The organism is Sporosarcina sp. P37, from assembly GCF_002109365.1.
Taxonomy (GTDB): Bacteria; Bacillota; Bacilli; order Bacillales_A; family Planococcaceae; genus Sporosarcina.
The window spans coordinates 3,114,081-3,137,341 of the sequence record NZ_CP015349.1 but is presented as its reverse complement, the minus strand read 5'-3'; the positions used below and the strand labels follow the sequence as shown (position 1 = coordinate 3,137,341).

20 protein-coding genes are annotated in these 23,261 nt (G+C 46.2%); 4 read left to right on the top strand and 16 right to left on the bottom strand.

Going from position 1 to position 23,261, the window contains the following annotated elements; genetic code table 11:
• The first annotated feature begins 108 nt into the window (after positions 1-108).
• Both tnpC and SporoP37_RS15610 read left to right on the top strand, forming a co-directional pair.
• Complete coding sequence (tnpC, locus tag SporoP37_RS15615; protein WP_085431677.1) at positions 109-1,677, top strand: IS66 family transposase; 1,569 nt, start codon at positions 109-111, stop codon at positions 1,675-1,677.
• Positions 1,678-1,811: 134 nt separating this feature from the next.
• Positions 1,812-3,638, top strand: coding sequence for a recombinase family protein (locus SporoP37_RS15610; RefSeq protein ID WP_085431401.1), 1,827 nt, complete (start codon positions 1,812-1,814; stop codon positions 3,636-3,638).
• 18 nt (positions 3,639-3,656) lie between these two features.
• Here the strand turns inward: SporoP37_RS15610 and SporoP37_RS15605 are convergent, their stop codons facing one another.
• Both SporoP37_RS15605 and SporoP37_RS15600 read right to left on the bottom strand, forming a co-directional pair.
• On the bottom strand, positions 3,657-5,924 hold the full coding sequence (locus tag SporoP37_RS15605) for a DEAD/DEAH box helicase (protein WP_085431400.1): 2,268 nt from the start codon (positions 5,922-5,924) through the stop codon (positions 3,657-3,659).
• Positions 5,917-6,294: a YppE family protein gene (locus SporoP37_RS15600; RefSeq protein WP_081244570.1), complete on the bottom strand. Its 378-nt coding sequence runs from the start codon at positions 6,292-6,294 to the stop codon at positions 5,917-5,919. The genes SporoP37_RS15605 and SporoP37_RS15600 overlap by 8 nt, the downstream gene beginning before the upstream one ends.
• 201 nt (positions 6,295-6,495) lie before the next feature.
• On the opposite strand from SporoP37_RS15600, the gene recU reads away from it, so the two are divergent.
• Positions 6,496-7,107, top strand: coding sequence for a Holliday junction resolvase RecU (recU, locus tag SporoP37_RS15595; protein ID WP_081244569.1), 612 nt, complete (start codon positions 6,496-6,498; stop codon positions 7,105-7,107).
• A gap of 24 nt (positions 7,108-7,131) precedes the next feature.
• Positions 7,132-9,837, top strand: coding sequence for a transglycosylase domain-containing protein (locus SporoP37_RS15590; RefSeq protein WP_081244567.1), 2,706 nt, complete (start codon positions 7,132-7,134; stop codon positions 9,835-9,837).
• A 52-nt stretch (positions 9,838-9,889) separates the two neighbouring features.
• Here SporoP37_RS15590 and SporoP37_RS15585 read toward each other — a convergent pair whose 3' ends face one another.
• The 14 genes from SporoP37_RS15585 to SporoP37_RS15520 all read right to left on the bottom strand — a co-directional run bounded on the left by SporoP37_RS15585 (position 9,890) and on the right by SporoP37_RS15520 (position 23,252).
• Positions 9,890-10,225 carry a YpoC family protein gene (locus SporoP37_RS15585; RefSeq protein ID WP_081244566.1) on the bottom strand — a complete coding sequence of 112 codons (336 nt, stop codon included), beginning with the start codon at positions 10,223-10,225 and terminating at the stop codon, positions 9,890-9,892.
• Positions 10,222-10,869, bottom strand: coding sequence for an endonuclease III (gene nth, locus SporoP37_RS15580; RefSeq protein ID WP_081244565.1), 648 nt, complete (start codon positions 10,867-10,869; stop codon positions 10,222-10,224). Before nth ends, SporoP37_RS15585 begins: the two co-directional genes overlap by 4 nt.
• An 8-nt stretch (positions 10,870-10,877) precedes the next feature.
• On the bottom strand, positions 10,878-11,585 hold the full coding sequence (locus SporoP37_RS15575) for a DnaD domain-containing protein (RefSeq protein ID WP_081244563.1): 708 nt from the start codon (positions 11,583-11,585) through the stop codon (positions 10,878-10,880).
• Between the two features lie 44 nt (positions 11,586-11,629).
• The gene (locus SporoP37_RS15570; RefSeq protein WP_085431399.1) at positions 11,630-12,823 is read right to left on the bottom strand and encodes a pyridoxal phosphate-dependent aminotransferase; all 1,194 of its coding nucleotides are present in this window, start codon (positions 12,821-12,823) and stop codon (positions 11,630-11,632) included.
• A gap of 37 nt (positions 12,824-12,860) precedes the next feature.
• Entirely contained in the window at positions 12,861-13,340 is a 480-nt protein-coding gene (locus SporoP37_RS15565) for a cell wall elongation regulator TseB-like domain-containing protein (protein ID WP_081244560.1), read from the bottom strand.
• Between the two features lie 69 nt (positions 13,341-13,409).
• Complete coding sequence (gene dinG / locus SporoP37_RS15560; RefSeq protein ID WP_085431398.1) at positions 13,410-16,184, bottom strand: ATP-dependent DNA helicase DinG; 2,775 nt, start codon at positions 16,182-16,184, stop codon at positions 13,410-13,412.
• Positions 16,185-16,465: 281 nt separating this feature from the next.
• Positions 16,466-16,849 carry an aspartate 1-decarboxylase gene (panD, locus tag SporoP37_RS15555; protein WP_081244557.1) on the bottom strand — a complete coding sequence of 128 codons (384 nt, stop codon included), beginning with the start codon at positions 16,847-16,849 and terminating at the stop codon, positions 16,466-16,468.
• The gene (gene panC, locus SporoP37_RS15550) at positions 16,842-17,723 is read right to left on the bottom strand and encodes a pantoate--beta-alanine ligase (protein ID WP_335697318.1); all 882 of its coding nucleotides are present in this window, start codon (positions 17,721-17,723) and stop codon (positions 16,842-16,844) included. Before panC ends, panD begins: the two co-directional genes overlap by 8 nt.
• A complete protein-coding gene (gene panB / locus SporoP37_RS15545; RefSeq protein WP_081244555.1) occupies positions 17,720-18,559 on the bottom strand; it encodes a 3-methyl-2-oxobutanoate hydroxymethyltransferase in 840 nt (279 codons plus the stop codon). The genes panC and panB overlap by 4 nt, the downstream gene beginning before the upstream one ends.
• 247 nt (positions 18,560-18,806) lie before the next feature.
• Positions 18,807-19,790: a biotin--[acetyl-CoA-carboxylase] ligase gene (locus tag SporoP37_RS15540; RefSeq protein ID WP_081244554.1), complete on the bottom strand. Its 984-nt coding sequence runs from the start codon at positions 19,788-19,790 to the stop codon at positions 18,807-18,809.
• Positions 19,768-20,955 carry a CCA tRNA nucleotidyltransferase gene (locus SporoP37_RS15535; RefSeq protein ID WP_085431397.1) on the bottom strand — a complete coding sequence of 396 codons (1,188 nt, stop codon included), beginning with the start codon at positions 20,953-20,955 and terminating at the stop codon, positions 19,768-19,770. The genes SporoP37_RS15540 and SporoP37_RS15535 overlap by 23 nt, the downstream gene beginning before the upstream one ends.
• Positions 20,952-22,091: an N-acetyl-alpha-D-glucosaminyl L-malate synthase BshA gene (gene bshA / locus SporoP37_RS15530; RefSeq protein ID WP_085431396.1), complete on the bottom strand. Its 1,140-nt coding sequence runs from the start codon at positions 22,089-22,091 to the stop codon at positions 20,952-20,954. The genes SporoP37_RS15535 and bshA overlap by 4 nt, the downstream gene beginning before the upstream one ends.
• A gap of 25 nt (positions 22,092-22,116) precedes the next feature.
• The gene (gene dapB / locus SporoP37_RS15525; protein ID WP_081244549.1) at positions 22,117-22,917 is read right to left on the bottom strand and encodes a 4-hydroxy-tetrahydrodipicolinate reductase; all 801 of its coding nucleotides are present in this window, start codon (positions 22,915-22,917) and stop codon (positions 22,117-22,119) included.
• Positions 22,914-23,252, bottom strand: coding sequence for a nucleotide pyrophosphohydrolase (locus SporoP37_RS15520; protein WP_085431395.1), 339 nt, complete (start codon positions 23,250-23,252; stop codon positions 22,914-22,916). The genes dapB and SporoP37_RS15520 overlap by 4 nt, the downstream gene beginning before the upstream one ends.
• Positions 23,253-23,261: the final 9 nt, after the last annotated feature.

Below are 23,261 nucleotides of genomic sequence, written 5' to 3'. Positions count from 1 at the left end.
TTTTTTTATTGAAACTTACGTTGCAATGTTATGTACTTTTTCATTTCAAAACTATGTACTTCTATTTTGCACTAAACACTCACAACGAGAAGGAAAGCGGTGAAGGAAATGGCCAAGCGTTCAGCAGAAGAATCATTGGAAAAAGTCATTGCGCTATTGGAAGAACAACTGGCGTATTCCAATGAACAAAATGAAAAGCTGTCCCGACAGGTGGAGACATTGACTCAACAGGTACAGTATTTGACCAAGCAATTATTTGGTTCCAAAACAGAGAAATCCAAGTATCAAGTGCCCGACGGGCAAGGATCCTTATTCGATGAGGACGAGAACCCTTTTCCCGATTCTGAGCAGACAGAAGAACAAAGCCAACAGATGATTTCTTACACTGTTGTCCGAAAACGTCCGAAGAAACGAAATGATCTATTTGATGAGGGGATCCCCACAGAAGTCATTCATCATCATCCCGAGCAGTTGGAATGCAACTGCTGCCTGCATCCATTGACAGAGATGGGTGAGGGTCAAGTCGTTCGGGAAGAGGCAGAATTCATCCCAGCTAGCCTGAAACGTATTCAGCACGTAGAACATACCTACGAATGTACACACTGCAAGACAGATTCGAACACTTCCTCCATGATTGTCAGAGGAAAGGCCCCGCAGCCCGCCATTCAAAGAAGCGTCGCTGGACCGAGTGTCTTGGCCCACGTCATTTACCAGAAGTTCATGCAATATCTTCCCCTTTACCGACAGGTAAAGGAATGGGCACGTCATGGGCTCAAAGCTAATGACAAAAATTTGTCTAACTGGGTCATCCGTGCAACCGAAGACTGGTTAGCTCCTCTCTACGAGCGAATGAAAGAACTGTTGACTTGTCGGAACGTCCTGCATGTGGATGAAACCTCAGCTCAGGTACTCTTTCGCACAGACGGTAAACCGGCTCAAAGCAAGGCTTATAATTGGGTGTGCAAAACGATTCCTTGCCAAGGTCCTGTCATGGTGCTGTTCCATAGTTCCCTGTCGCGTTCTCGTGCCGTTTTGGAATCTTTCATCCAAGGATTTCGGGGAACCGTCATTTGTGACGGATATTCTGCTTACGGTAATCTGCCGGATATACAATTCGCCAACTGTTGGGCGCACGTCCGTAGGTATTGGCTGAAAGCCAACTCCAAGAATGGACAAATCGGCGTGGATTTCTGTAACCAACTATATGCGTTAGAACGAGAGTTTCGCCAACTACGGCCAGGGAAACGCCGACGGATGCGGAAAAAGTATTCCAAGCCGATCGTGAAAAAATTCTTCGCATGGATAGAAGAGAGTCCTTTTTACGGAACGAATGCGCTGGCAACAGCCGCAGACTATACGTTGAAGCGGAAAAAAGAGCTTCAGCTATTCTTAACAGATGGTCGTCTGGAAATCGATAACAATCCGGCAGAAAACGCTATCCGTCCGAACGTGATCGGTCGAAAAAATTGGCTATTCTCTGTCAGCGAAGCGGGCGCGAAAGCGAACGCCATCTGTCTCAGCCTAGCAGAGACCGCCAAATTACATGGGATTGATTTCTATATGTATTTGAAAAAGGTCTTTTCGGAACTTCCGAATCTGGAATTCGGCCAGAATCCTTCACGACTGGATGACTATCTGCCGTGGTCGCCACAAATCCAACTGGAATGTAAAAAATAACAGCCCGCTGCTTCAAAAACAGGAAGCAATCGGGCTATTTGTGATGACGTACCAAATAGGTACGTTTTTTTATATTACGGGCTTACAAAAGAACATAGGTTCTTATGTATTTATTGGGAAGGGACTGGTTTTAAATGAGAACAGCCATCTACATCCGTGTATCCACCAAGCTCCAAGAAGACCGATACAGTCTAAACGCCCAGACGACCGAACTCACTCGCTATGCACAATCACAGAACTGGCAAATCGTAGATATCTTCAAGGACGTGGACAGCGGAACTAAGCTAGACAAAGACGGATTGGAAGCGATGCTGGATCAGGTGGAAGACGGCAAGATTGATGTTGTCCTTTGCATCGAACAGGACCGTCTCTCGCGTCTGGATACGATTAAGTGGGAGTACCTGAAAGGCGTACTGCGTGAGAACCGTGTGAAGATCGCAGAGCCCGGCAGCGTGGTGGATCTGGCCAATGAGGATGATGAATTCATATCGGATCTGAAGAATTTGCTCGCCCAGCGTTCACGGCGTGATCTGCTTCGGAAGATGATGCGTGGGAAACGGCAGAAGACCCGTGAAGGTAAGGTGTGGGGCAAGCAGCCGGAAGAGTACTGCTACAACAAGGATACCGAGGAAATCACGGTGAATGAGGAGCGTTCCTGGCTGATTCCCTACATCGACGACCTGTACATCGAGAAACGGCTGGGTGCGACTGCTATCGCCACTGAGCTAAACAAGATCAGCAAGACGGCAGAAGGCAAGCGCTGGACGAGCCAGCAGGTGCTCAGCAAGCTGAAGAACCCTGCCTATCATGGCGTTTTGCAGAAGTCATTCAGCAATGGAGAGACGATCACTGTGCCCGGCGTGTATCCCCTGCTTCGCACTGAGCTGATGTATGCCCGGATCCAGAACGAATTGAACCGGCGCTATCGACGTAAACCTGCTGACCCGCATTTTCTCCGTGATGTGACGGTCATCTGCGCGTCCTGCCAAAAGGAAATCAGCGTGAAGAAACAGTACACGTATAGCCGGAACAAGTCTCAGCGATATGGCTTGTACGTCTTGACACATACGAATGAGAAGACACTTTCTGACTGCCCGGCAAAGCCTAGCATTAATGACAAGCGGATCAAGCACCGTATCGCTCAGGCTGTGAAGGATATCCTCACCGATACCGATAAGATTGCAGATTATATTGATTCGGATTTTGACGAAGCCGAACTGGCCAGATTGGATGTCGATGTAAAACGTTTGGAGAAAATGAAGACTGATGTTTCTGGCAAGATGGACAAGCTGCTGGATCTCTATCTGGATGATAAGTGGCCGAAGGAGAAGCTGGATGAGCGTCATCGCTTTCTGGAGAAGCAGGCGCAGCAAATCCAGAATGATTTAGCTGAACGCAAACGGAAACGCGACTTGATCCAGAAAGATAAGCTGAATTTCGATACAGTTGCAGAGTTTTTCGGGGTGGCCAGTCGCTTTGAAGAACTGCTCGATCCAATCGATCAGCAGAAACTAATCGGCAGCCTCTTCCCTTCTGCTACCCTGCAGGGTGATGTATTGATTCTTCATGCTCTGTTGCCTCAGGAAGTGAATGTGGATGTAAAAATACGAATTGAAACGATGGAGGAGACAAAAGAGCGTGAATTACTGGAAAGTTCACGGAGTCGGTATGCGCATGCTCAGAAGACGCTGTCCGAACACAAGGGGCTAACATTAGAAGCACTGGGAAAAATGATTGGCAGCCAGCCTTTTACGCTGAAACAGGACCAGGAACGGTTTGGACCATTCAAACACCTGGCACCGAATAGGCTTTGTCCTAATTTGAAGCAGCAGCGGATAATTGTATTACAGGAAGTGTTGAGAGTAAGTCCCAACTTGAGTGGACGACAATTGGAGAAACAAACGGGGATTAATCGGAAGACGATTTATAAATTATTAGAGGAAGAGGAGCTGAAGCGCTGACCGCCTCGGCTCCCCTTTTTATTTAATCAGATCTCTTAATAACTGCTCAGCATTCGTTTTATTGTGTACTTGTCCTGCTTCCTGGGCGCCAATACAAATCGGGCAGCCGTGTTTGCAGTTACAGTCATTGATATGGTCAGCAGTCATGTCGAGCAGTTCATTCCATCGATCAAAGATATTTTCGCTCAATCCAATACCGCCTGGATAGCTGTCGTAGATATAGAAAGTCGGCTTCTGCGTGTGCGTCGCCTTCACTTGCGGCACAACGTGAATATCATTTCTGTCACACTTAACGAACAGCGGGATGAGTGACTGAATAGCATAAGCTGCAGAGTTCATCGCGTCAGTCAAATTAGACTTATCCCACCCTTCCGGTATATTAAACGCTAGCCAGGTACCATTGGTATGCAGTTCTTCGGCCGGGAGCGAGATTGGACCCGAACCGATATTGTCATGACTATTACCAAACTTAATCTTCTTAAAAATCGTCGGAATCGCAAGCACTGCCAAGTCTCCATAAGCGGTTGTGCGGTCTCCGTCTTCCGTTCGCTTGTCTTCACTGATCACTTTCAGTTCCACTGCCAGATTGGCATCAGTGAAGTAATCGACATCCACCACTGTGACGTATGCTTTCTTCTCTTCCCAATCCAGTTTCTCAACCTGGTATTGCGTGCCTTGATGTAAGTAAATCGCTTCTTCATGCAATAATGTCATGGCGCTGAAACGGTCCATTTCACCAATGACACGTGTCTCTTTCGGGAATGTTTGGTCAATGATAATAACATTTTCCTGAGAAGCGGAACGAAGACTGATTTCACCTGCCGGAAAACGGTCGGTCATCCAGTGCCATTTATCTGATGTCTGCAAAAGCACTCCTTCACTCTGCAAAAACGCCAGCAGCTCCTGCACTTCAAATTCACCGTACGTCTCTGTCGAGCTGAACGGCAGCTCAAATGACGCACATTTTAAATGATCCATTAAGATCAGCATATTGTCTGGATGTATATGAATTTCTTCAGGCTGCCGTCCGAGCAGATATTGCGGATGCTGAATAATATACTGATCAAGCGGCATCGACTGCGCCACGTAAATGATCAGCGCATCTTCCTGACGCCTGCCCGCACGGCCGGCCTGCTGCAACGCACTCGCAATATTTCCCGGGTAACCTGTCATAATACACGCCTGCAATTGACCGATATCAATACCGAGTTCCAGCGCATTTGTGCTGACGACGGTACGGATATCTCCATCTTTCAGGCCGCTTTCAATCTTTCTGCGCTCTGACGGCAGATAGCCGCCGCGATAGCCCATTACAGTGTCATCGAATAATTTTTTCTTTGTCAATTCTTTCATATACGTTACCAGCATTTCCACCCGGACCCGGCTGCGTGCAAAAATAATAGTTTGGATATGCCGCTGATATAAAAATGCGCCGAGATCACGCACTTCAAGCACCGCACTTCTTCGGATGCCAAAGACATCATGGACAATCGGCGGATTATAGAAAATGAAATGTTTCTTGCCGCGCGGTGCGCCGTTTTGATCAATCAGCACCATATCTTTATTCGTCAAGTTCTCTGCCAGTTCTTTGGCATTTGAAATCGTTGCGGATGTACAGATAAAAATCGGATCACTTCCGTAAAACCGGCAAATGCGCTGTAACCTTCTGAGAACATGCGCCACATGACTGCCGAACACCCCTTTATACGTATGAAGCTCATCGACAACGATATATTTCAGGTTCTCAAATAAAGAAATCCATTTTGTGTGGTGCGGTAAAATAGCTGAATGCAGCATATCAGGGTTTGTCAAAATAATATGACCCGACTTTCGTACTTTTGTCCGCAAACCGGGTGCGGTATCGCCGTCATACGTATGACTTAATATCGTTTCTCCGCTCGCCTCAATCAATTCATGAAGGTCTGCCAGCTGATCTTGTGCCAGTGCTTTTGTCGGAAATAAATATAACGCACGCGATGCAGGATTATCGAGAATCGACTGCAGCACCGGCAAATGATAACACAAAGATTTGCCGGATGCTGTCGGTGTGATGGCCGTGATGGAATGCCCTTCCTCCACTGCATCAAATGCCTGCCGCTGATGGCTGTATAGCTGACCGATGCCTTTTGTCGCCAGTGCTTTGCGAATGGACGGATGAAGGGACGGGGGAAATTCGGCTGTGACCGCTTCCTGTTCCTTCAGCGTTTCAATATAGGCGATATTCGGCCCAAAGCGCGGATCAGCGAATAACTGCTGAATTGTCTCCGGTATATTTTGTTTATTCATTCACATGGTCCTCTCCCTTTTCTGCATTCATTGCATCCAGAACTGTCTGCAGCGTATAACGTGCCGCACGGATGGAGAGGATAAAACGCTTTTTTCCGGTCGCTTTGTAAAATGACTGCACAACAAATTGAGTCATAGAATCTTTTAAGGAGTCAATCTGCACTTCATGAACGTAACGCGGTTTTTCGTCCTGTATCCACGTCTTCATCTCTTCAGCCCATTTCGCAATCGCCTGATGGCTGGCGTCAGCATACGGTTTCACCTCTTTAAAGAAATCAGGTTCATGACCGGTCTCTCTCATTCGATAAAATCGCTGTTCGCACTCATCGCAAATCGTCAGCAGTAACCTTGTGTCTTCCACCTTGCTCATATATAGTAAACTCCTTTATAATCAATCATAATAAAACGTACTGTCTTTCATTTTATCAGAAATGCAGCTACACCTCCACTTTCTGCGAACAAACATTCCAAATCGTCACGAATTTGTCCTCATTTACTTCCAATGAAACCTTCTTATCGGTAACTCGTCTACTAGTGGGTATGGTATGATGTAGTGTACGAGGTGGTCACATTGGCGATACGTTATCCGAACGGAAAAAAGTTCAATCCGTCCGTTTCTTCTGCGCAAAAAAAGAGATATGACTACTCCTTCAGTAATCGGGGTAAATCATTAGAGGACGAAATCAACGACACAAATGAATACTATCTGGCCCATGGCATGGCCGTCATTCATAAAAAGCCCGTTCCGGTGCAAATCGTCAACGTCCGTTACCCGGCAAGAAGTGCTGCAGTGATTACAGAAGCATACTTCCGCACTCCTTCCACAACAGACTACAACGGCGTTTGGAACGGCTACTATGTCGACTTTGAAGCAAAAGAAACGAAAAATAAAACTTCATTGCCATTGCAAAATATTCATTTGCATCAGGTGCAGCATATGAAGCAAGTAAATGATCAATCAGGACTTGCTTTTTTTATTGTCAATTTCACACTGCTCGACCGATACTTTTTATTGCCGTTTCAAGAGTTTTACCCCCTATGGAAACGAATGGAGGAAGGCGGAAGAAAATCCATCACGTTACTCGAAATCGAGGAACGGTCCATTGAAATCAAAACCGGTTACCAGCCGCGGCTTGACTATATTCAGGCTGTAGCCGATTGGGTAACACGCAAGACCGATTAATGACAGCGAAAGGCAGGAAATAATATGAGTGACAATATAAACTCAAGAACAGCCAGAAGAAAGCAGCAGGTGACGGAGCAGCCCAAACGTCCGCGAGGTAAATTCCCTAAAGATTTATGGAAGAAAATTTTCATAGGCATCGTTGCATTATTCCTTGCAGTCATGGTAGGCGGAATCTCCTTATTCGCTTATTATGCAAGTACCGCTCCTGATCTCGATGAGGAACTGCTGAAAGATCCATTGACATCCAACTTCGTGACAAAAGACGGAGATGTATTCATGAAATTCGGCGCAGAAAAACGGGAGTTCGTGCCGTATGAAGAAATCCCCGAACAGATGAAAGATGCGATTCTCGCCACCGAAGATGTCCGCTTCTTTAAACACGGCGGTATTGACTTTTACCGGCTGGGCGGTGCTGTACTTGCCAACCTGCGCAGCGGATTCGGTTCACAAGGTGCTTCGACACTGACGCAGCAAGTGATTAAAAACTCTTTTTTAAAAAATGAAAAGACATTGAAACGGAAAGCACAGGAAGCATGGCTTGCCCACAAATTGGAAAAGGAATATACCAAGGAAGAAATCTTTGAAATGTATTTCAATAAAGTGCTGATGTCAGGAAACCGCTACGGATTCGGAACTGGCGCCAACTATTTCTACGGAAAAAAAGTAAGCGAACTGGAACTGCCGGAAATCGCTATGCTTGCAGGAATGCCGCAATATCCAAACGGCTATAACCCATTTAAATATCCGGAACGTGCTGAAAAACGCCGGAATACCGTGCTGACTCTGATGGAACGCCATGGTAAAATTTCGACGGCAGAAATGAACGAAGCGAAAAAAGTGCCGGTCACTTCTACTTTATTGGCAGAAGAGGATCGGCAAACGTTCAGTAAGTACCCGGCTTACGTAGATGCGGTACTCGATGAAATCGAGGCAGCCGGTTTATCCGATATGCTGGCAGAAGGCGTAACGGTTCAGACAGCGCTTGATCCGAAAGTGCAGGAAACTGTCGAGGCAGCGATCAATGATCCGAGTTATTATGAATCGGAAGACATGGAAGCCGGAATGACCGTGCTTGATACGAAAACCGGCGCCATTGTAGCACTTGGCGGCGGGCGGAATTATTCTGGACGAAACATGAACTTTGCAGAGCTGAAACGTGCTCCAGGCTCAAGCGTTAAGCCGATCCTCTCTTACGGACCTGCAATTGAAGAGCTGAACTGGTCAACTGGACAAAAAGTTGTCGATGAACCATACAAATATAAAGGGATGAATAAATCCGTAAACAACGCGGATGGACGTTTCCTGGGAACGTTAACGATGCGTGAAGCATTGTATTGGTCTCGAAATGTTCCTGCAATCAAAACATTTGAAGAAGTCGGCGCAAAAAAAGCCAAATCATTCGCTGGAAAACTTGGATTTGCTTATGAAAACCCGACTGCCGGCAACGCACTTGGCGGTGGGGAGGCAGAGTTCTCCACAGTCCAGATGGCAGGCGCATATGCCGCATTTGGTAACGGCGGAATTTATACGAAACCGCACGCGGTCACAAAACTGGTATTGCGTGACGGGAAAACGGAAAAGAATCTACGCCCTGATCCGGTCACAGCGATGAAAGATTCCACTGCTTATATGATTACCGATATGTTGCGTGACGTGTTGACGGCAAGCGAAGCTACGGGAACACGTGCCTACATCAACGGGATGGATATTGCAGGAAAAACAGGAACGACAAATTATCCTTCTTCGTTAATTCAAAAATACAATATGAAGAGCACTTACGTTCCGGATACATGGTTTACAGGATATACAACCGAATATACGATTTCGACGTGGGGAGGATATGCAGACTATAAAACTCCGATTACGACATATGAATACGGCCGCTTTGTACCGCAAAAGTTATTTAAAACGGTAATGAGCAGCATAGCGAAAAATCCCGGAACATTTGAAAAGCCTGCTTCAGTTGAAGAAGCCGCAATTGTCAGAGGCAGTGATCCTATTATGCTGGCCAGTTCATTCACTTACAGTAATCTAATCCGTAATGAATTGTTCGTCAGAGGAACATTGCCGGATAAAACGTCTATCCCGGAGACGGTGACGATTCCAAGCCCTGATGATTTCACAGCGAAGTTTAATGCCGAGTCAAATACGATTCAGCTGAATTGGAATTACTATGCTTCGGATAAATACAGCAGTCTCGGCAATCCTGCATTTACTGTCAGTGTCTCCGTTGATGGCGGCAGCCCTCAAACCATTACGACCACTTCCAGTAAACAGGCAGCCTACTCGGGTGTAGAATACGGAAAAAGCTATACATTCTCCGTCAGCGCCAGCATGGGAGGCTATACGAGCGGCTCTGTCACAACTTCCCTGTCGATAGAAAATGCAAGTGAACCTGATAGGGAAGAACAGCCATCGGATGACTCCGATACTGATGATGATCAGAACAACGGAAATAATAATCCGTCTGACAATGAAGATAACGATAACGATGGTGAGCAAGACGGTCAAAACCCGCCAGACTCTGATGGCTCTGGAAACCCGGATCAGACTAACCCCGATAATCAGGGGAATCAAGGTTTTCCAAACCGAGGTGAAAATCAAGGGCAAGGCCAGAACAATCAAGGACAAAGCAATCAAGGGAACCAGGGAAATCAGGGACAAGGAAATCAGGGACAAAATCAAAATGATTCCGATAATATTTCGTCCGATTCCTCTTCCAATTAACTAAAAAGAGCGGAACGACAAGTACATTCACTTGCCGTTCCGCTCTTTTATTTTATTGCTGCACACGCAATCGCGCGGCTTTCTTTTTCATTTCATCGTATAGCATCATCAGTTGAATGAGTGCATAATGACTGCTTTTCTGAAGTTTAATAAACTCTATGCGTTCTGTGTAATTATTCGGCTCAAGTGCATGATGCATGTTGCCGGTATGGGGATTTCGCACGATTTCACTCTGCGCGATCAGCCATGCCAGCTGATCAATCGCTGGCTCGATTAAAGTCAGCCGGCGCTCATCACGCACCGCGTACATTTTCTCTAGTTCGGGCTGCTGCTGCTCCCACTCGGTAAGCACCCGCTGTATGTGTTCTTTCAATTCGTCATAGCTCATTTTGCCTTCATCCTTTTTCGGCCTTCACGGCATAGATCCAACAGCGGACATTCCGGACAGTTGGGGTTTTGCGCTTTGCAGTGATAACGTCCAAAGAATATCATCTGATGATGAGTCTGTGTCCATAATTCCATCGGTGTCCAGCGCATTATTTTTTCTTCCACATCAATCGGCCGGTCTTTCCAGCGATTCATGCCAAGGCGCTTTGCCACACGCTCGACATGGGTATCCACAGCGAGGGCAGGCACGCCGAATGCATTCGACACAACCACGTTTGCGGTCTTCCTCCCCACACCCGGCAGCGTCATCATTGTATCGCGGTTCGACGGCACTTCCCCGCCGAACTCTTCGATTAGCCGCAGACTGAGTGCCTGAATATTTTTCGATTTATTGCGGTAGAGTCCGATAGAACGAATATCCTGCTGCAGCTCTTCAATCGGTACGCTGAGATAATCTTCAGGAGTTTCATATTTCTGAAACAGGTCTGCCGTTACACGGTTAACAAGGACATCCGTACACTGCGCAGATAACAGCGTGGCTATGAGCAATTCAAATGGATTTTTATGAACCAGTTCACAGTGCGCTTCAGGAAACATCTCTTCAAACGTTTTCAGGCACGTTTGCCATTGCGTTTTTGTCAGCATCGTTTCACCTACTCCCGTTCTTCGAGCCAATTATAGAAAGGCACATGCTTTATTTCCGTTTTTGTCTGTGGCGCTGTGGCGTTGACTGCCGGACGAAATGCTTTCGTCTGCCTTTCTACATCACGCATCGTTTTGACATTCTTCTTTTTCCATTCAAACAAAATACGGTCAATATACCGCAGGCTCATTTTTTGTGCCAATACTGCTTCACGCAATGCTGCACGGATAATTTCAGCAGAATGGCCGTCTTTATCTATCCACATTCCAATGGTTTCAAATTCCATCGGTGACAGGAACCGGCCGAATTCCTGCTCGAAAAGCGAGAAGATTTCTCCCTCTTCCTGCTTGATCTCCTGTTCCTGCGTTTGCATAGCCTGCTTTTCTACCACATCGATTAAACGCTCCCATAAAGGATAGAATGAAAATCGTTCGTGCAATACTTTATTTTCATCTGTGCTTTGTTCGATGGTAAATAATCCTTTTTGCATCAAGCGCCGCAAGCAATCCGTAACATCCTTCTCTTGCTGCTGCATACGGTTCGCAATGTCAGTAGGAGTCGGGAAATGGTTTCCCGCCTCTTGAAATGCAATCATATGCAAAATTACCATGGCGTCACTATCGGAAATCAGCAGTTGTTTATAGTGTTGAAAAAAGAGCTGGGAAATAGAAACATTTCCCCGCTCAATCCAAATTTTCAGCCGCTTATCTTGCTGCATATTTGAAACTTCCTCTCATCAGCAACATACGTGTTGCTTCTGTATTACGCTTTCCAATGATCTTTTACAAATTTTTCGATTCGTGCAATTCCTTTTTCCAGCTGATCGATTGATGTCGCATAAGACAAACGAATCGTTGTTTCAGAACCAAAGCCTGTTCCGGGAATCACCGCAACATTCGCTTCTGTCAAAAGCGCGTGTGCGAAGTCATCCACGTTGGCATAGCCTGTCTTTTCCACTGCTTCCTGTACATCCGGCAGGAAATAAAATGCCCCTTGCGGCTTCAGCACATGGAATCCAGGGATCGCAGCCAATTTTGGATATGCCTGATTCAAGCGGGATTCAAAGTCTTTCCGCATCGTCTCTACAGCATCCTGAGGCCCGTTGTACGCTTCAATCGCTGCGTATTGGGAAGTGGTCGCAGGATTGGATGTAGAGTGGCTCGCCAAATTCGTCATCGCTCCGACTACTTCTGCATCACCAGCAATATATCCAATTCTCCACCCTGTCATCGAATGAGATTTTGAAACACCGTTAATGATGAATGTGCGTTCTTTTGCATCATCCGACAGCTGTGCAATCGAAATATGCTCTTTGCCATCATAAACAAGTTTCTCATAAATTTCATCTGAAATGATCCAAATATCTTTTTCACGGCAAACATCCGCGATTGCTTCAAGTTCCTCTTTTGAATAGATCATTCCCGTCGGATTGCCGGGTGAATTGATGATAACTGCTTTTGTCTGTGCCGTTACAGCTTCGCTGATCTGTTTGGCTGTCACTTTAAACTGCTCAGCTGCCGTTCCTTCAATGAAGACCGGCTTACCTTCAGCAAGCTTTACCTGTTCAGGATAACTGACCCAATAAGGAGAAGGAATGATGACTTCATCACCTTTATTCAGTAATACCTGAAATAGCGTGAAGAGTACGTGCTTCGCTCCCACACCGATTAATACTTCGTTACGATTGTATGTTAATCCTTGATCTCTTTTCAATTTGTCAATTATCGCATCTTTTAATTCCGGAAGACCGCCGGACGGAGTATATTTCGTCTTGCCATCTTTCATTGATTGATACGCTGCTTCCAAAATGTTTTCAGGCGTATTAAAATCCGGTTCACCTGCTCCGAGCCCGACTATGTCGATGCCGGATGCTTTCATTTCTTTCGCTTTCGCAGTAATCGCTAATGTTGTCGATGGTGATAAAGTAGTAACTCTGGACGCTAATTGCTTTCTCAAATTGACCGCTCCTCTTTAGTTCTAATTCCCATTTTCTCTATAACTTCATAATACGCTTCTGCCACTTTCCATCTGCAAAGTTCAGATAGGCGTAATTCAGGCTGTCATCTTCTGTCAGATAGCTGACTTCCCAAAATACTGCCTCACCTTCGAGTCCAAGAGATGTCCGAAGTATTTTCTTGACGCCCTTTTCCTTCTTTACAATATCAGTGGCTTTCTGCTCAGTAATACCTGATTTCAGTGACACAGCTTTTAGAATCTTTGTAGTTTTTTCCTCTACAAAAATAACCTTTTCCTGATTCTTTTCATCGGTGCCATAGACTGTAACCCATGAATTCTTCCCATGATAGTGATCAGTCTTCTGCACGTTTTTTAGAACTTCATGCTTCAGTACGGCTTTTTTCGCTGTATTTTGTGCATCAGCAAACGGCCTCTCCGCCTGATAGAAAACGATTAGCGTAACCGTGATCCCCAGGGTGAGTAAAAATAGGAATAGAAACTTAATCCAGTTGAGCATAAGCAACACTTCCTATCGAATGAACCGCTGATTTTTTTCGATTCATTTTCTAACCTGCTTTCTAGTAGTTCAACCTTTATTATAGCAATTTTCAATCTCGTTAACTAGACCCTCCAGCGATACTTTTTTTACAAAAGACTGCGGCAGCGCCTCAAGGAACGATTTCCCGTAGGATTTCGTTTCGATGCGCCGGTCCAGTATAATGAAGAATCCCTGCTCATCTGAAGAGCGGATCAGCCGGCCGAATCCTTGCCGAAAACGCAGGATGGCTTCAGGCAGACCGAGATGCGTAAATGCATTTTTATGTTCTGCCTGCAAAGCTGCGGCGCGTGCTTTAAACAACGGTTCTTCCGGTGATGTAAACGGCAGGCGGACCACGACCACGGCCGATAATTGCTCACTTGGCACGTCCACGCCTTCCCAAAAACTTGTCGTGCCGAATAGTATGGCTTTCTCCTGCTTTTTAAATGTTTTCAATAGTTTATGCCGGCTGCCTGAACTGACACCCTGTGCAATCAGCATATACTCTTCGTCCAATGATTCGCTGTCAGCCACAGCCTGATGCGTTTTCCGCAGCATGTCATGTGACAAAAACAGCGCAAAAACTTTGCCTTCAATGGCAACCGCTGTCTGAATTAATGCGTCGGCAACGGAATCAATATACTCATCATCCGATACTTGCTGTATATCGGGCATATCTTCTACAATCAATGTATGCGCACCTTCATAGAAATTGGCAGGTGCCTGAAATGTATAGAGCGGAACGGATGGCGGCAGCCCCGCCTGATCCAGCACGAAGCGGTCCTGCGCTTTAGCTGTCAGCGTGCCTGAAGTCCAGACGATTCCGGCTTCGCCGTCAAGCGTATCTATAAAATCACGGATAACAGCGGAGCCGCTAATCGGACTTTTCTTAATCTGCAGACTGCCCGGCAAGCTGCGGCTGTCTTTTTCTATCCATACCGTTGCGTTGGTCTGGGGCTGCTCCATGAACAGCTCAATCCACTCGCCTGCTTTTATTTTCATTTCATTCACCCAGTAAAACCATTCATTCACGGCAGCCTGCTCTTGCTGCGTCAGTTCATCTTGCATGGTTTGTAATGGAATGCCATAGTTTTCACAAACACTGATGTATTCGTTCATCTTCCGCAATACGATGCCAAAGCTTTCATTTGCCCGCAGGCGTTTGGAAAACGGTTTTATGGAGCGCGTCATTTGCTTATGATCCGTTACCGTTTTTGAATTCATGAGGACAAGCATCGATTCATCAAAAGCCAGCATGAATTCATCAAATGCATGCTGAAGACGTTCAGTTGAATATTTATGATTAACATGAAATTTCGTCAAGATGTCCTGCATGTCGAATAACAACTGGCAGCTGCCCAAGCCATTCAGCTGACTCATGACATATTTCCAATTCGTATAAGAAAACACTTGCTGATGTGTGCGGATGGCCGCCTGATTCATTTGATGCGCTTCATCAATCACCAGTCCGCTGATGGAATGAAATAACGGATCATGCCGCTGCCGATCGTTCATCAGCATGGAATGATTCGTCAGCAGGACCATAGACTGCTGACAGTTTTTTAACGTATGCGTATAAAAATCAGCTGCCCGTTCATCTTCCTTCGCCCGCATGGAACGTTTGCGGATCCGGTCAATAAACAGCTGGCCGCCTCCGGAAACATTGACTTCATCCAAATCCCCTGTGCGAGTCTCTGTCAGCCAGACGAGCAGCTGCATAATCGTAATCGAATCATCGTACACTTCATCAGTAAAATGCAGAAGTTCCTCAAACTTACCGATGGATATATAATTCGCCATGCCTTTAATAATAGTGGCCGGAATCGTCATTTGAAGAGCCTGTTCCAGTCTCCGCACTTCTTCAGCCAGCGTATCTACTAAATGGTTCGTGTACGTACTGATGACCACAGGCTGCCTCATCACATGCGCACGGATTACTGCCGGAACTAAATAACCGATCGTTTTCCCCGCCCCTGTAGGCATTTCGACAGCCACTTGCTTCTTTTCAGTAAAGGACTCCCATGTCAGATCCATCAGCCGGGCCTGACCTTCCCTTATATGAAATGATGGATCGATTTTCTGCATGATTTGATCTTTTGCTGCCTCATCTGCCGGAAAGCCGATGGGCCGTTTCCAGGAGGCAGTCTCCACTTTCGACTTCAAGTATGGAATGCCGCGGAACAGCCCATACATACTCGATGTTTCACGGCCGCGTGCCCGTTTTAGTGCTTCATAGAACAATGTCGACACATCTGATTTCAATGCGAATGAGCGCTCATGCATGTGCTCCAGCGTCTCCCTAGGCAATGTTTCTATCTTCTCTATTGCCTTCAGCAGGAACAGCGCCGTCGCTTCCGCATCATCATCTGCACGGTGTGCCTGAAACAATGAAATGCCGAGTGAATCAGCAATGTCCTGCAGACGGTAGCCCGGTAATGTAGGATACATAATTTTGGCCAGCTCCACCGTATCTACTTTCTTGCCGTGCCACTGTGATACACCGCAACGAATCAATTCTTTTTGCAAAAAAGACACATCAAAATCTGTATTATGTGCGACAAAAATACATCCGGCAAGCAAATCCGCCACTTCCTCGGCGATCTCTTCAAAAGGAGGTGCATTCTTCACATCTTCATCACCGATGGATGTCAATTGGTGAATAAAGGGAGGGATAGAGCGCTGCGGATGCACATAGCGCATATATGTATCGATTATTTTATTATTTTCAATAAAGACAATTGCAATTTGAATGATCCGATCTCCCTTTGAAGGCGAATGACCAGTTGTTTCCAAATCGACAACTGCATATTTGCTTGTAGACATACCATCATCAACTTCCTATTAGGTTTCTAAAGCAAATTGTATCATACTTACCACGGCGACTCACGTCTTGCCCCGGGTAAAAAGAAACTCCGTCAAGTCGATGAAAGGAAAGAGACGGAAAGTGAGTGATCCGCAATTTCAGCATTGGCCGGTGACTAGTTCAGGCGGCTCACCTGAATGAATGTATCTGCCTGAACGGCACGGCTTCTTCCCTATCCAAACTCCAATTTTACAAACTAAACCCCCACTCGATTAAATCAAATGGGGGTACTTCTCTAGCTTTAGTAAATTGCGACACCTGGTTTTTCTGTAATGACTTCTTTTACGCGGTTCTGTTCATCCATAATCAGAACTGTCGGCTGATGCGTGCGTGCTTCCTCGTCCGATACGTAAGCATAGGACAGAATAATGACAATGTCGCCAGGCTGCACAAGGCGTGCGGCAGCTCCGTTGACACAGATTACGCCGCTGTTTCGTTCTCCTTCAATAATATACGTCTCAAAACGCGCACCGTTATTGTTGTTGACGATTTGTACTTTCTCATTCGGCAGCATCCCCGCAGCTTCCAATAGTGCTCCATCGATTGTAATGCTGCCCACGTAATTGAGATTGGCTTCAGTGACTGTTGCGCGGTGTAACTTTCCATTCATCATCATTCTAAACATTTTTCTCATCCTTTATAGTTGACATAATTATATTATCTATCAGTCTGGCTGAAATAAACTGTACCGCGGCGGCAAGGATGACTTCTTCGGCTTCACTAATGTTTTCATCTAATGAAGGGTAAGCCAGAACATGGACATAATCAATCGTACCCGAAGTTTCTTCTTCAATCGTTCTTCTTACAATTTTCTCTACTTCTGTCAATGGCACGCCTTCATAATAGCTGCGTTTGCCTATGCCGAGAGCACGGTAGATTGCACTTGCTTCCTTCCGTTCATGTTCAAGCAAGCGGACATTGCGCGAACTTTTCGCCAAGCCGTCTTCTTCACGCACAGTCGAAACTCGCGTAATCGATGTTCGCAAATTGAAATCCCGAACAAAAGTTTCAATAATTGCGAGCTGCTGTGCATCCTTCATTCCAAAATAAGACTCATCAGGGTCGACAATATTAAATAACTTCAAGAGAACTTTCAGCACGCCGTCGAAGTGCCCCGGCCTTGAAGCCCCGCATAAACGCGACGCCTGCTCGCCCGGCAAAATGCTAATTCCGCTTTTACGCGGATACATCTCCGTGACTGATGGAATGAATAAATAGTCAACACCTGCTGCGGCAGCAAGTTCAGCGTCGCGCTGTTCGTCGCGCGGATACGCTTCATAATCTTCCCCCGGACCAAACTGAGCGGGATTAACGAAAATGCTCATGACAACAATGTCATGATCTCTTCTTGCCTGCTTCACCAATTCGAGATGTCCTTCGTGAAGGAAACCCATCGTCGGCACAAAACCTACCGTGCGGCCTTCACGTTTTCTCGGATTGAGGATGTTTTTCAATTCAGCAATTGACCGGACAATTTGCATCGTTGCACTGGCATTCATAGTGTTTTTCCCCCATACAGCGCATCCAGTTCTTCTTCTTTCATCGTAAAGCGATGGCTTTCAGAAGGGAAAGAACCATTCTTAACTGCACTGTTATATAATCTCATCGCACCTTCAATATCTTTTCCGACTTCCGCATAGCTTTCGACGAATTTCGGCAGTTTGTGATTGCCGTAGCGCACCATGTCATGGAACACGAGCACTTGTCCGTCCGTTTCTGCACCTGCGCCGATTCCAATAATCGGAATAGATACAGCGCGTGCGACTTCTTGCGCCAGCTGGAATGGAATACACTCGAGAACAATCATGAAAGCGCCTGCTGCTTCACAAGCCATAGCATCTTCAATCAGCTGTTTTGCTGCAGCCGCTGTTTTGCCTTGCACTTTATATCCGCCTGTCACTCCGGCAGACTGGGGAAGTAATCCTAAATGTGCACAGACCGGCATACCGGCTGATGTCAGCAGTTTGATTTTGTCGATGACTTTTCCGCCGCCCTCTACTTTCAGCGCATTCGCAGATGTTTCCTGGAATAAACGAAGCGCTTGCTGCAGTGTCGCATCATCAGAGCCGTGATACGTCCCAAAAGGCATATCCACAATGACGAAAGTATCTTTCGCACCGCGTCTGACCGCTTTTCCATGGTGAATCATTTCGTCCAGTGTAACGAGTGCTGTCGAATCATAACCCAATACCACCATGCCAAGGGAATCTCCGACTAGAAGTACATCGATCTCCGCTTGTTCTGCAATTTGCGCTGTCGGATAATCATACGCAGTCAGCATACTGATTTTCTCACCATTCGCTTTCATTTTTGAAAAATCTGTTGTGGATTTCACTGTCAATCTTCTCCTTTACGTCTGATTTCAGCAGGCGTGTAGCGGGCAAAAAAACCAAAAATAAAACCCTGCTGATCCAAAATTGGACAGAAGGGTTGCGTAAGCGTAGGGTTCTGCTTCCTCCGTCCCTGTCTATAAAGATCAAGGCAGATTTCTAATCTCATTCATTTGCCAATCAGGTGCAGCTCTGCAATCGATACCGCCCTATGTTGTATACTATATCAAAACGGTAAGATTCTGTATAGTTTTAATTCTTCACTTCTATGTCTGCAGAATAAATTCCTCGAACCGTGCCGTCTTCCAGCTGCAGTTCAAGCATGCCGTCATGGGAAATGCCAAGCGCCACGCCTTCTACTGTTTCATGGACCATGCTCGCTTTAATTTTCTTGCCTGTAATTGCTGCGTAACTTTCCCAAAGAATTTTAATGGGGGCAAAACCTTTTTCGACATAAAGATCCGTATACTGTTCGAGATACTTCAGAATGGAGGCAACCAGCTGCGCACGGTCTATCGTTTCGCCTTTTTCAATTCGCAAAGAAGTGGCGATTGTCTGTAATTCCTCCGGGAAATCAGAGGGTTCCTGATTGGCATTGATACCCATGCCGAGAATGACCGCTTTCACACGGTCAGGGTCCGCCTGAAGTTCTGTCAGGATGCCAGTGACTTTTTTGCCGTTAATTAATATATCATTCGGCCATTTGATGACCGGCTGAATATTTGCCACTTCTTCTATCGCGCGCACAATCGAAACAGCCGCCACCAATGTCAGCTGTGGAGCACGCTGCGGGGGCAGATCCGGACGAATAATCAGACTCATCCAAACTCCGCGATTCGCTTTTGATTTCCACGGTCTTGCCAAGCGGCCTTTACCTGCCGTCTGTTCCTCCGAAATAATTAACGTGCCGTCTGCCGCACCGTTTTGCGCTTCTTCATGCGCAATCGTCTGCGTGGTCGGAACTGTCGTAAAATACTTGACAGCACGCCCGTATCGTTCAGTCGTTAAATACTCCGTTATGTTCCCTTGGTTCACAAGATCTGGCGCTTCTATTAAATAATAACCTTTTTTACGCTGTGATCCGATTTCATATCCCTCTTCTTCCAGCTCTTTGATATACTTCCAAATCGCCGTACGGGACAGGCCGAATTCATCCGCAATATCCTGTCCGGATACGGGCTCGCCCTGCGCTGCAAACAATCGTTTCAGTAATTCACTTTTCACGGGTGATTTCATCTATAAACCATTCCTTTATCGCCTGTGCGTCATTTTCAATTCGTCCATGGACAACCGCACGCTCAATTTTCTCAATCCATTCACTCGTCCATTTTCCGCCCTTTTTTCGTGACCATGTTAATAAGTCATTTCCGGTGAAAGCCAGATCTGCACGCTGCTGAATGGGCAGGCATTCTTTTTGCTGCTCTATCTGCTGCCTAGACAATCCACTGCTTTCATGATTCGAATGTGTAATTTTTTCTGCCGTTTCCAATACGTCTGCCGGAAACGAATAGTAATCCCAAGAATCAAATTTGCGCTGTGAACGGATCGCACGCGCTTCTTCACATTGTGTTAAAAATCGTTTTTCTTCATTGGATAATTTAAAATACCTCGACAGTTCTGCAGCTGTTGCATCCGTCAGTGCAAGCATTGCCGCATAGCCATGACGCGCGTGGAGAAATGGCGTGCTGGCGTCAAGTGAATTAAACGCTGACAGGAACTCGGGAAACAGCTGCGGCAAACCGATTTCTCGGCTGTAATGAAATGCACGGGATGGATTTTCCCCTTGAAACAGCTTATCCAATTCCGCTTTAATTCGCTCGATGGTAATATGGCGGAGTGAAGGGGCAAGCTTTTTCATTGCGTCCAACGTTTTTGCTTCAATATCAAAATCCAGAACGGAAGAAAATCGCAGTGCCCGAAAAATGCGCAATGCATCCTCGCCAAAACGTTCTTCAGGATCACCCACTGAGCGAATAATTCGTTGTTTCAGATCATCCTGTCCGCCGAATAAATCGATCAGCCGGCCGTCCACCGTCATAGCAAGTGCATTGATGGTAAAATCCCGCCGCTGTAAATCCTCTTTCAAGGATGTGACATAAACAACTTCATCAGGCCTGCGCAAATCACTGTATGTACTTTCTGTACGAAACGTCGTCACTTCAACCGCTTCGCCTTGCATCAGCACTAAAATGGTGCCGTGAGCAATTCCGATATCGACCGTGCGGCTGAATATGGCTTTGACTTGCTGCGGTGTGGCAGAAGTCGTAATATCAATATCCAGCGGCTGTTTTCCGAGCAACGCATCACGGACTGCTCCGCCAACAAAGTATGCTTCATAGCCTGCAGCCTGCAATTCCCGGATCACTTGCCGGCTGGCCGCCGTACTGAATGAAATCGTCATTTCATCGCCGCCACTTCATAGTATAGTTTTTCATATTGCGCTACGATCGCTTCGGAACTGAATTCTTCCTGTACTGTCTGAATCGCTTTTTCTTTCATTTGCTGATGCAGCACCGGGTCGCTTAACAAGTGCGTCACGCGGTCGGCAACCGCTTGTACATCTCCAAGTTGCACCAAGAAACCATTGGACCCGTCCTGCACAACTTCCGGTATCCCTCCAATTGCTGTTGCGACGGCGGGCACACCGCAGGCAAATGCTTCAAGCAGAACAAGTCCGAATGCTTCTTTTTCAGAGAGCAGAAGCATGACGTCGCTGATTGACAATAGTTCCGGCAAATCATCACGTTTTCCGAGAAACAGAATATCATCCTGAAGCCCGTTCTCTTCTGTATACTCTTCTAGATCAAATTTTTCCGGACCTTCACCGACCAGCAGCAATTTCGCTTTATGCTTTCGGTCAATCAGCCGAAAACTTTCAATAATATCCGGAATTCTCTTCACTTTGCGGAAGTTGGATATATGAATTATTACTCTTTCATCCGGTGCCAGTCCGAGCTGTTCACGAAGGTGACTGTTTTTCCGAGGATAATATTTTTCTTCATCAATAAAGTTATAGATGGTCTGAATAGCTGTCGTCGGATGAAGCAGTTCAATTGTCTCATTTCGTAATGACCGTGAAACGGCAGTCACGCGGTCCGATTTATTGATGCCATAAGACAATGTATTTTTTAACGCAGGGTCGCGGCCGAGAATCGTTACATCGGTGCCATGCAGTGTCGTAATGATGCCAATCTCAGACTCCGCCATGTCTTTCGCCAAGATGGCAGAGATCGCGTGCGGCACAGCATAGTGCACGTGCAGTAAATCCAATTTTTCTAATTCGATGACTTGTGCAATGCAGTTGGCAAGGGCTATGTCGTAAGGAGGATATTTGAATACAGCATACCCTTCTATTGTTACTTCGTGGAACTGGATATTCGGATGGACATCTAAAAAGCGAAACGGTTTGCTTGATGTAATATAATGCATCTCGTGCCCTTTATCCGCCATTTTAAGTCCCAGCTCCGTCGCCACCACACCCGATCCCCCAAGAGACGGATAGCAAATGACGCCTACTTTTAATTTTCTATGTTGCATACGTAAACCGCCTCACTGCAAAAGTTTAATCAATAATTTTTTCCAGACCGTAAACGAATTTTGGTGAAGATACCGCTTCACGGACCGCCAATAAAATACCCGGCATGAAGGATTTGCGGTCAAATGAGTCATGACGGATCTTCAGCAATTCGCCTTCGCCGCCAAGCAACACTTCCTGATGAGCGAGCAGTCCCGGTAAACGAATGCTGTGTATTTTCATTCCTTCTACGTCCGCACCGCGTGCTCCCTTCAGTTTCTCCTGCTCTTCCGGATGCCCTTGGATGTGGGCAGCCCGCACTTCACGGATCATTTCCGCTGTTTTAACAGCTGTTCCTGATGGCGCATCCAATTTTCGGTCATGGTGCATTTCAAGAATTTCAACGTCACCGAGATAACGTGCAGCCTGCTGTGCAAATTTCATCATCAGCACCGCGCCGATTGAAAAGTTCGGTGCAATAATACAACTTTTTTTCTGTTCAAGCGCGATACTTTCCAAGTCTTCAAGCTTCTCTGCTGTCAGTCCTGATGTGCCAATGACTACATCCATACCAAGTGACAGTGCTTCACTCGCGTTAGTGAATACTGCATCAGGATCGGTCACATCCAATAATACGTCAGGATGATGTGCAGCCTGAAGCGCCTGCAGAGAAGTGTAAATTGGAATCCCTTCCTTCGTATCAGTTACGCTTCCATTATGTAAAAATTGGCCATCATGTTTATAATCAAGTGCCGCCACAATTTCAATGTCTGCCGCTTCAGTGGCCGCAAGTATTGCTGTTCCGCCCATTCTTCCTCTTGCTCCTGCAATAGCTAATTTAATTGTCATTCCGTTTCCTCCTTTTTAGTCCAGCGGTCTTTATCTCTTGTGTTGAATTTTGTCAGAACTGTTTCCAGCGCTCTAGTTAAATCAATGTTCTGTGAGTTGGCGAAGCAGATTAAGACGAATAATAAATCGCCCGTTTCTTCCTCAAGTGTCCGGATTGCTTCCGTCGATTTTTTCTTTTTCATGCCGTAGCGATCCTGAACTTCACGTGATAATTCCCCAAGTTCTTCAGTCAGTCTTGCTAATAGTTCCATCGGAGGGAAGTAGCCTTCTTTAAATCCAGTTATGTATGTGTCAACTTCCTGCTGTAATTGCTCCATTGTTTTCGTCATCGTCATCAGCTCCCC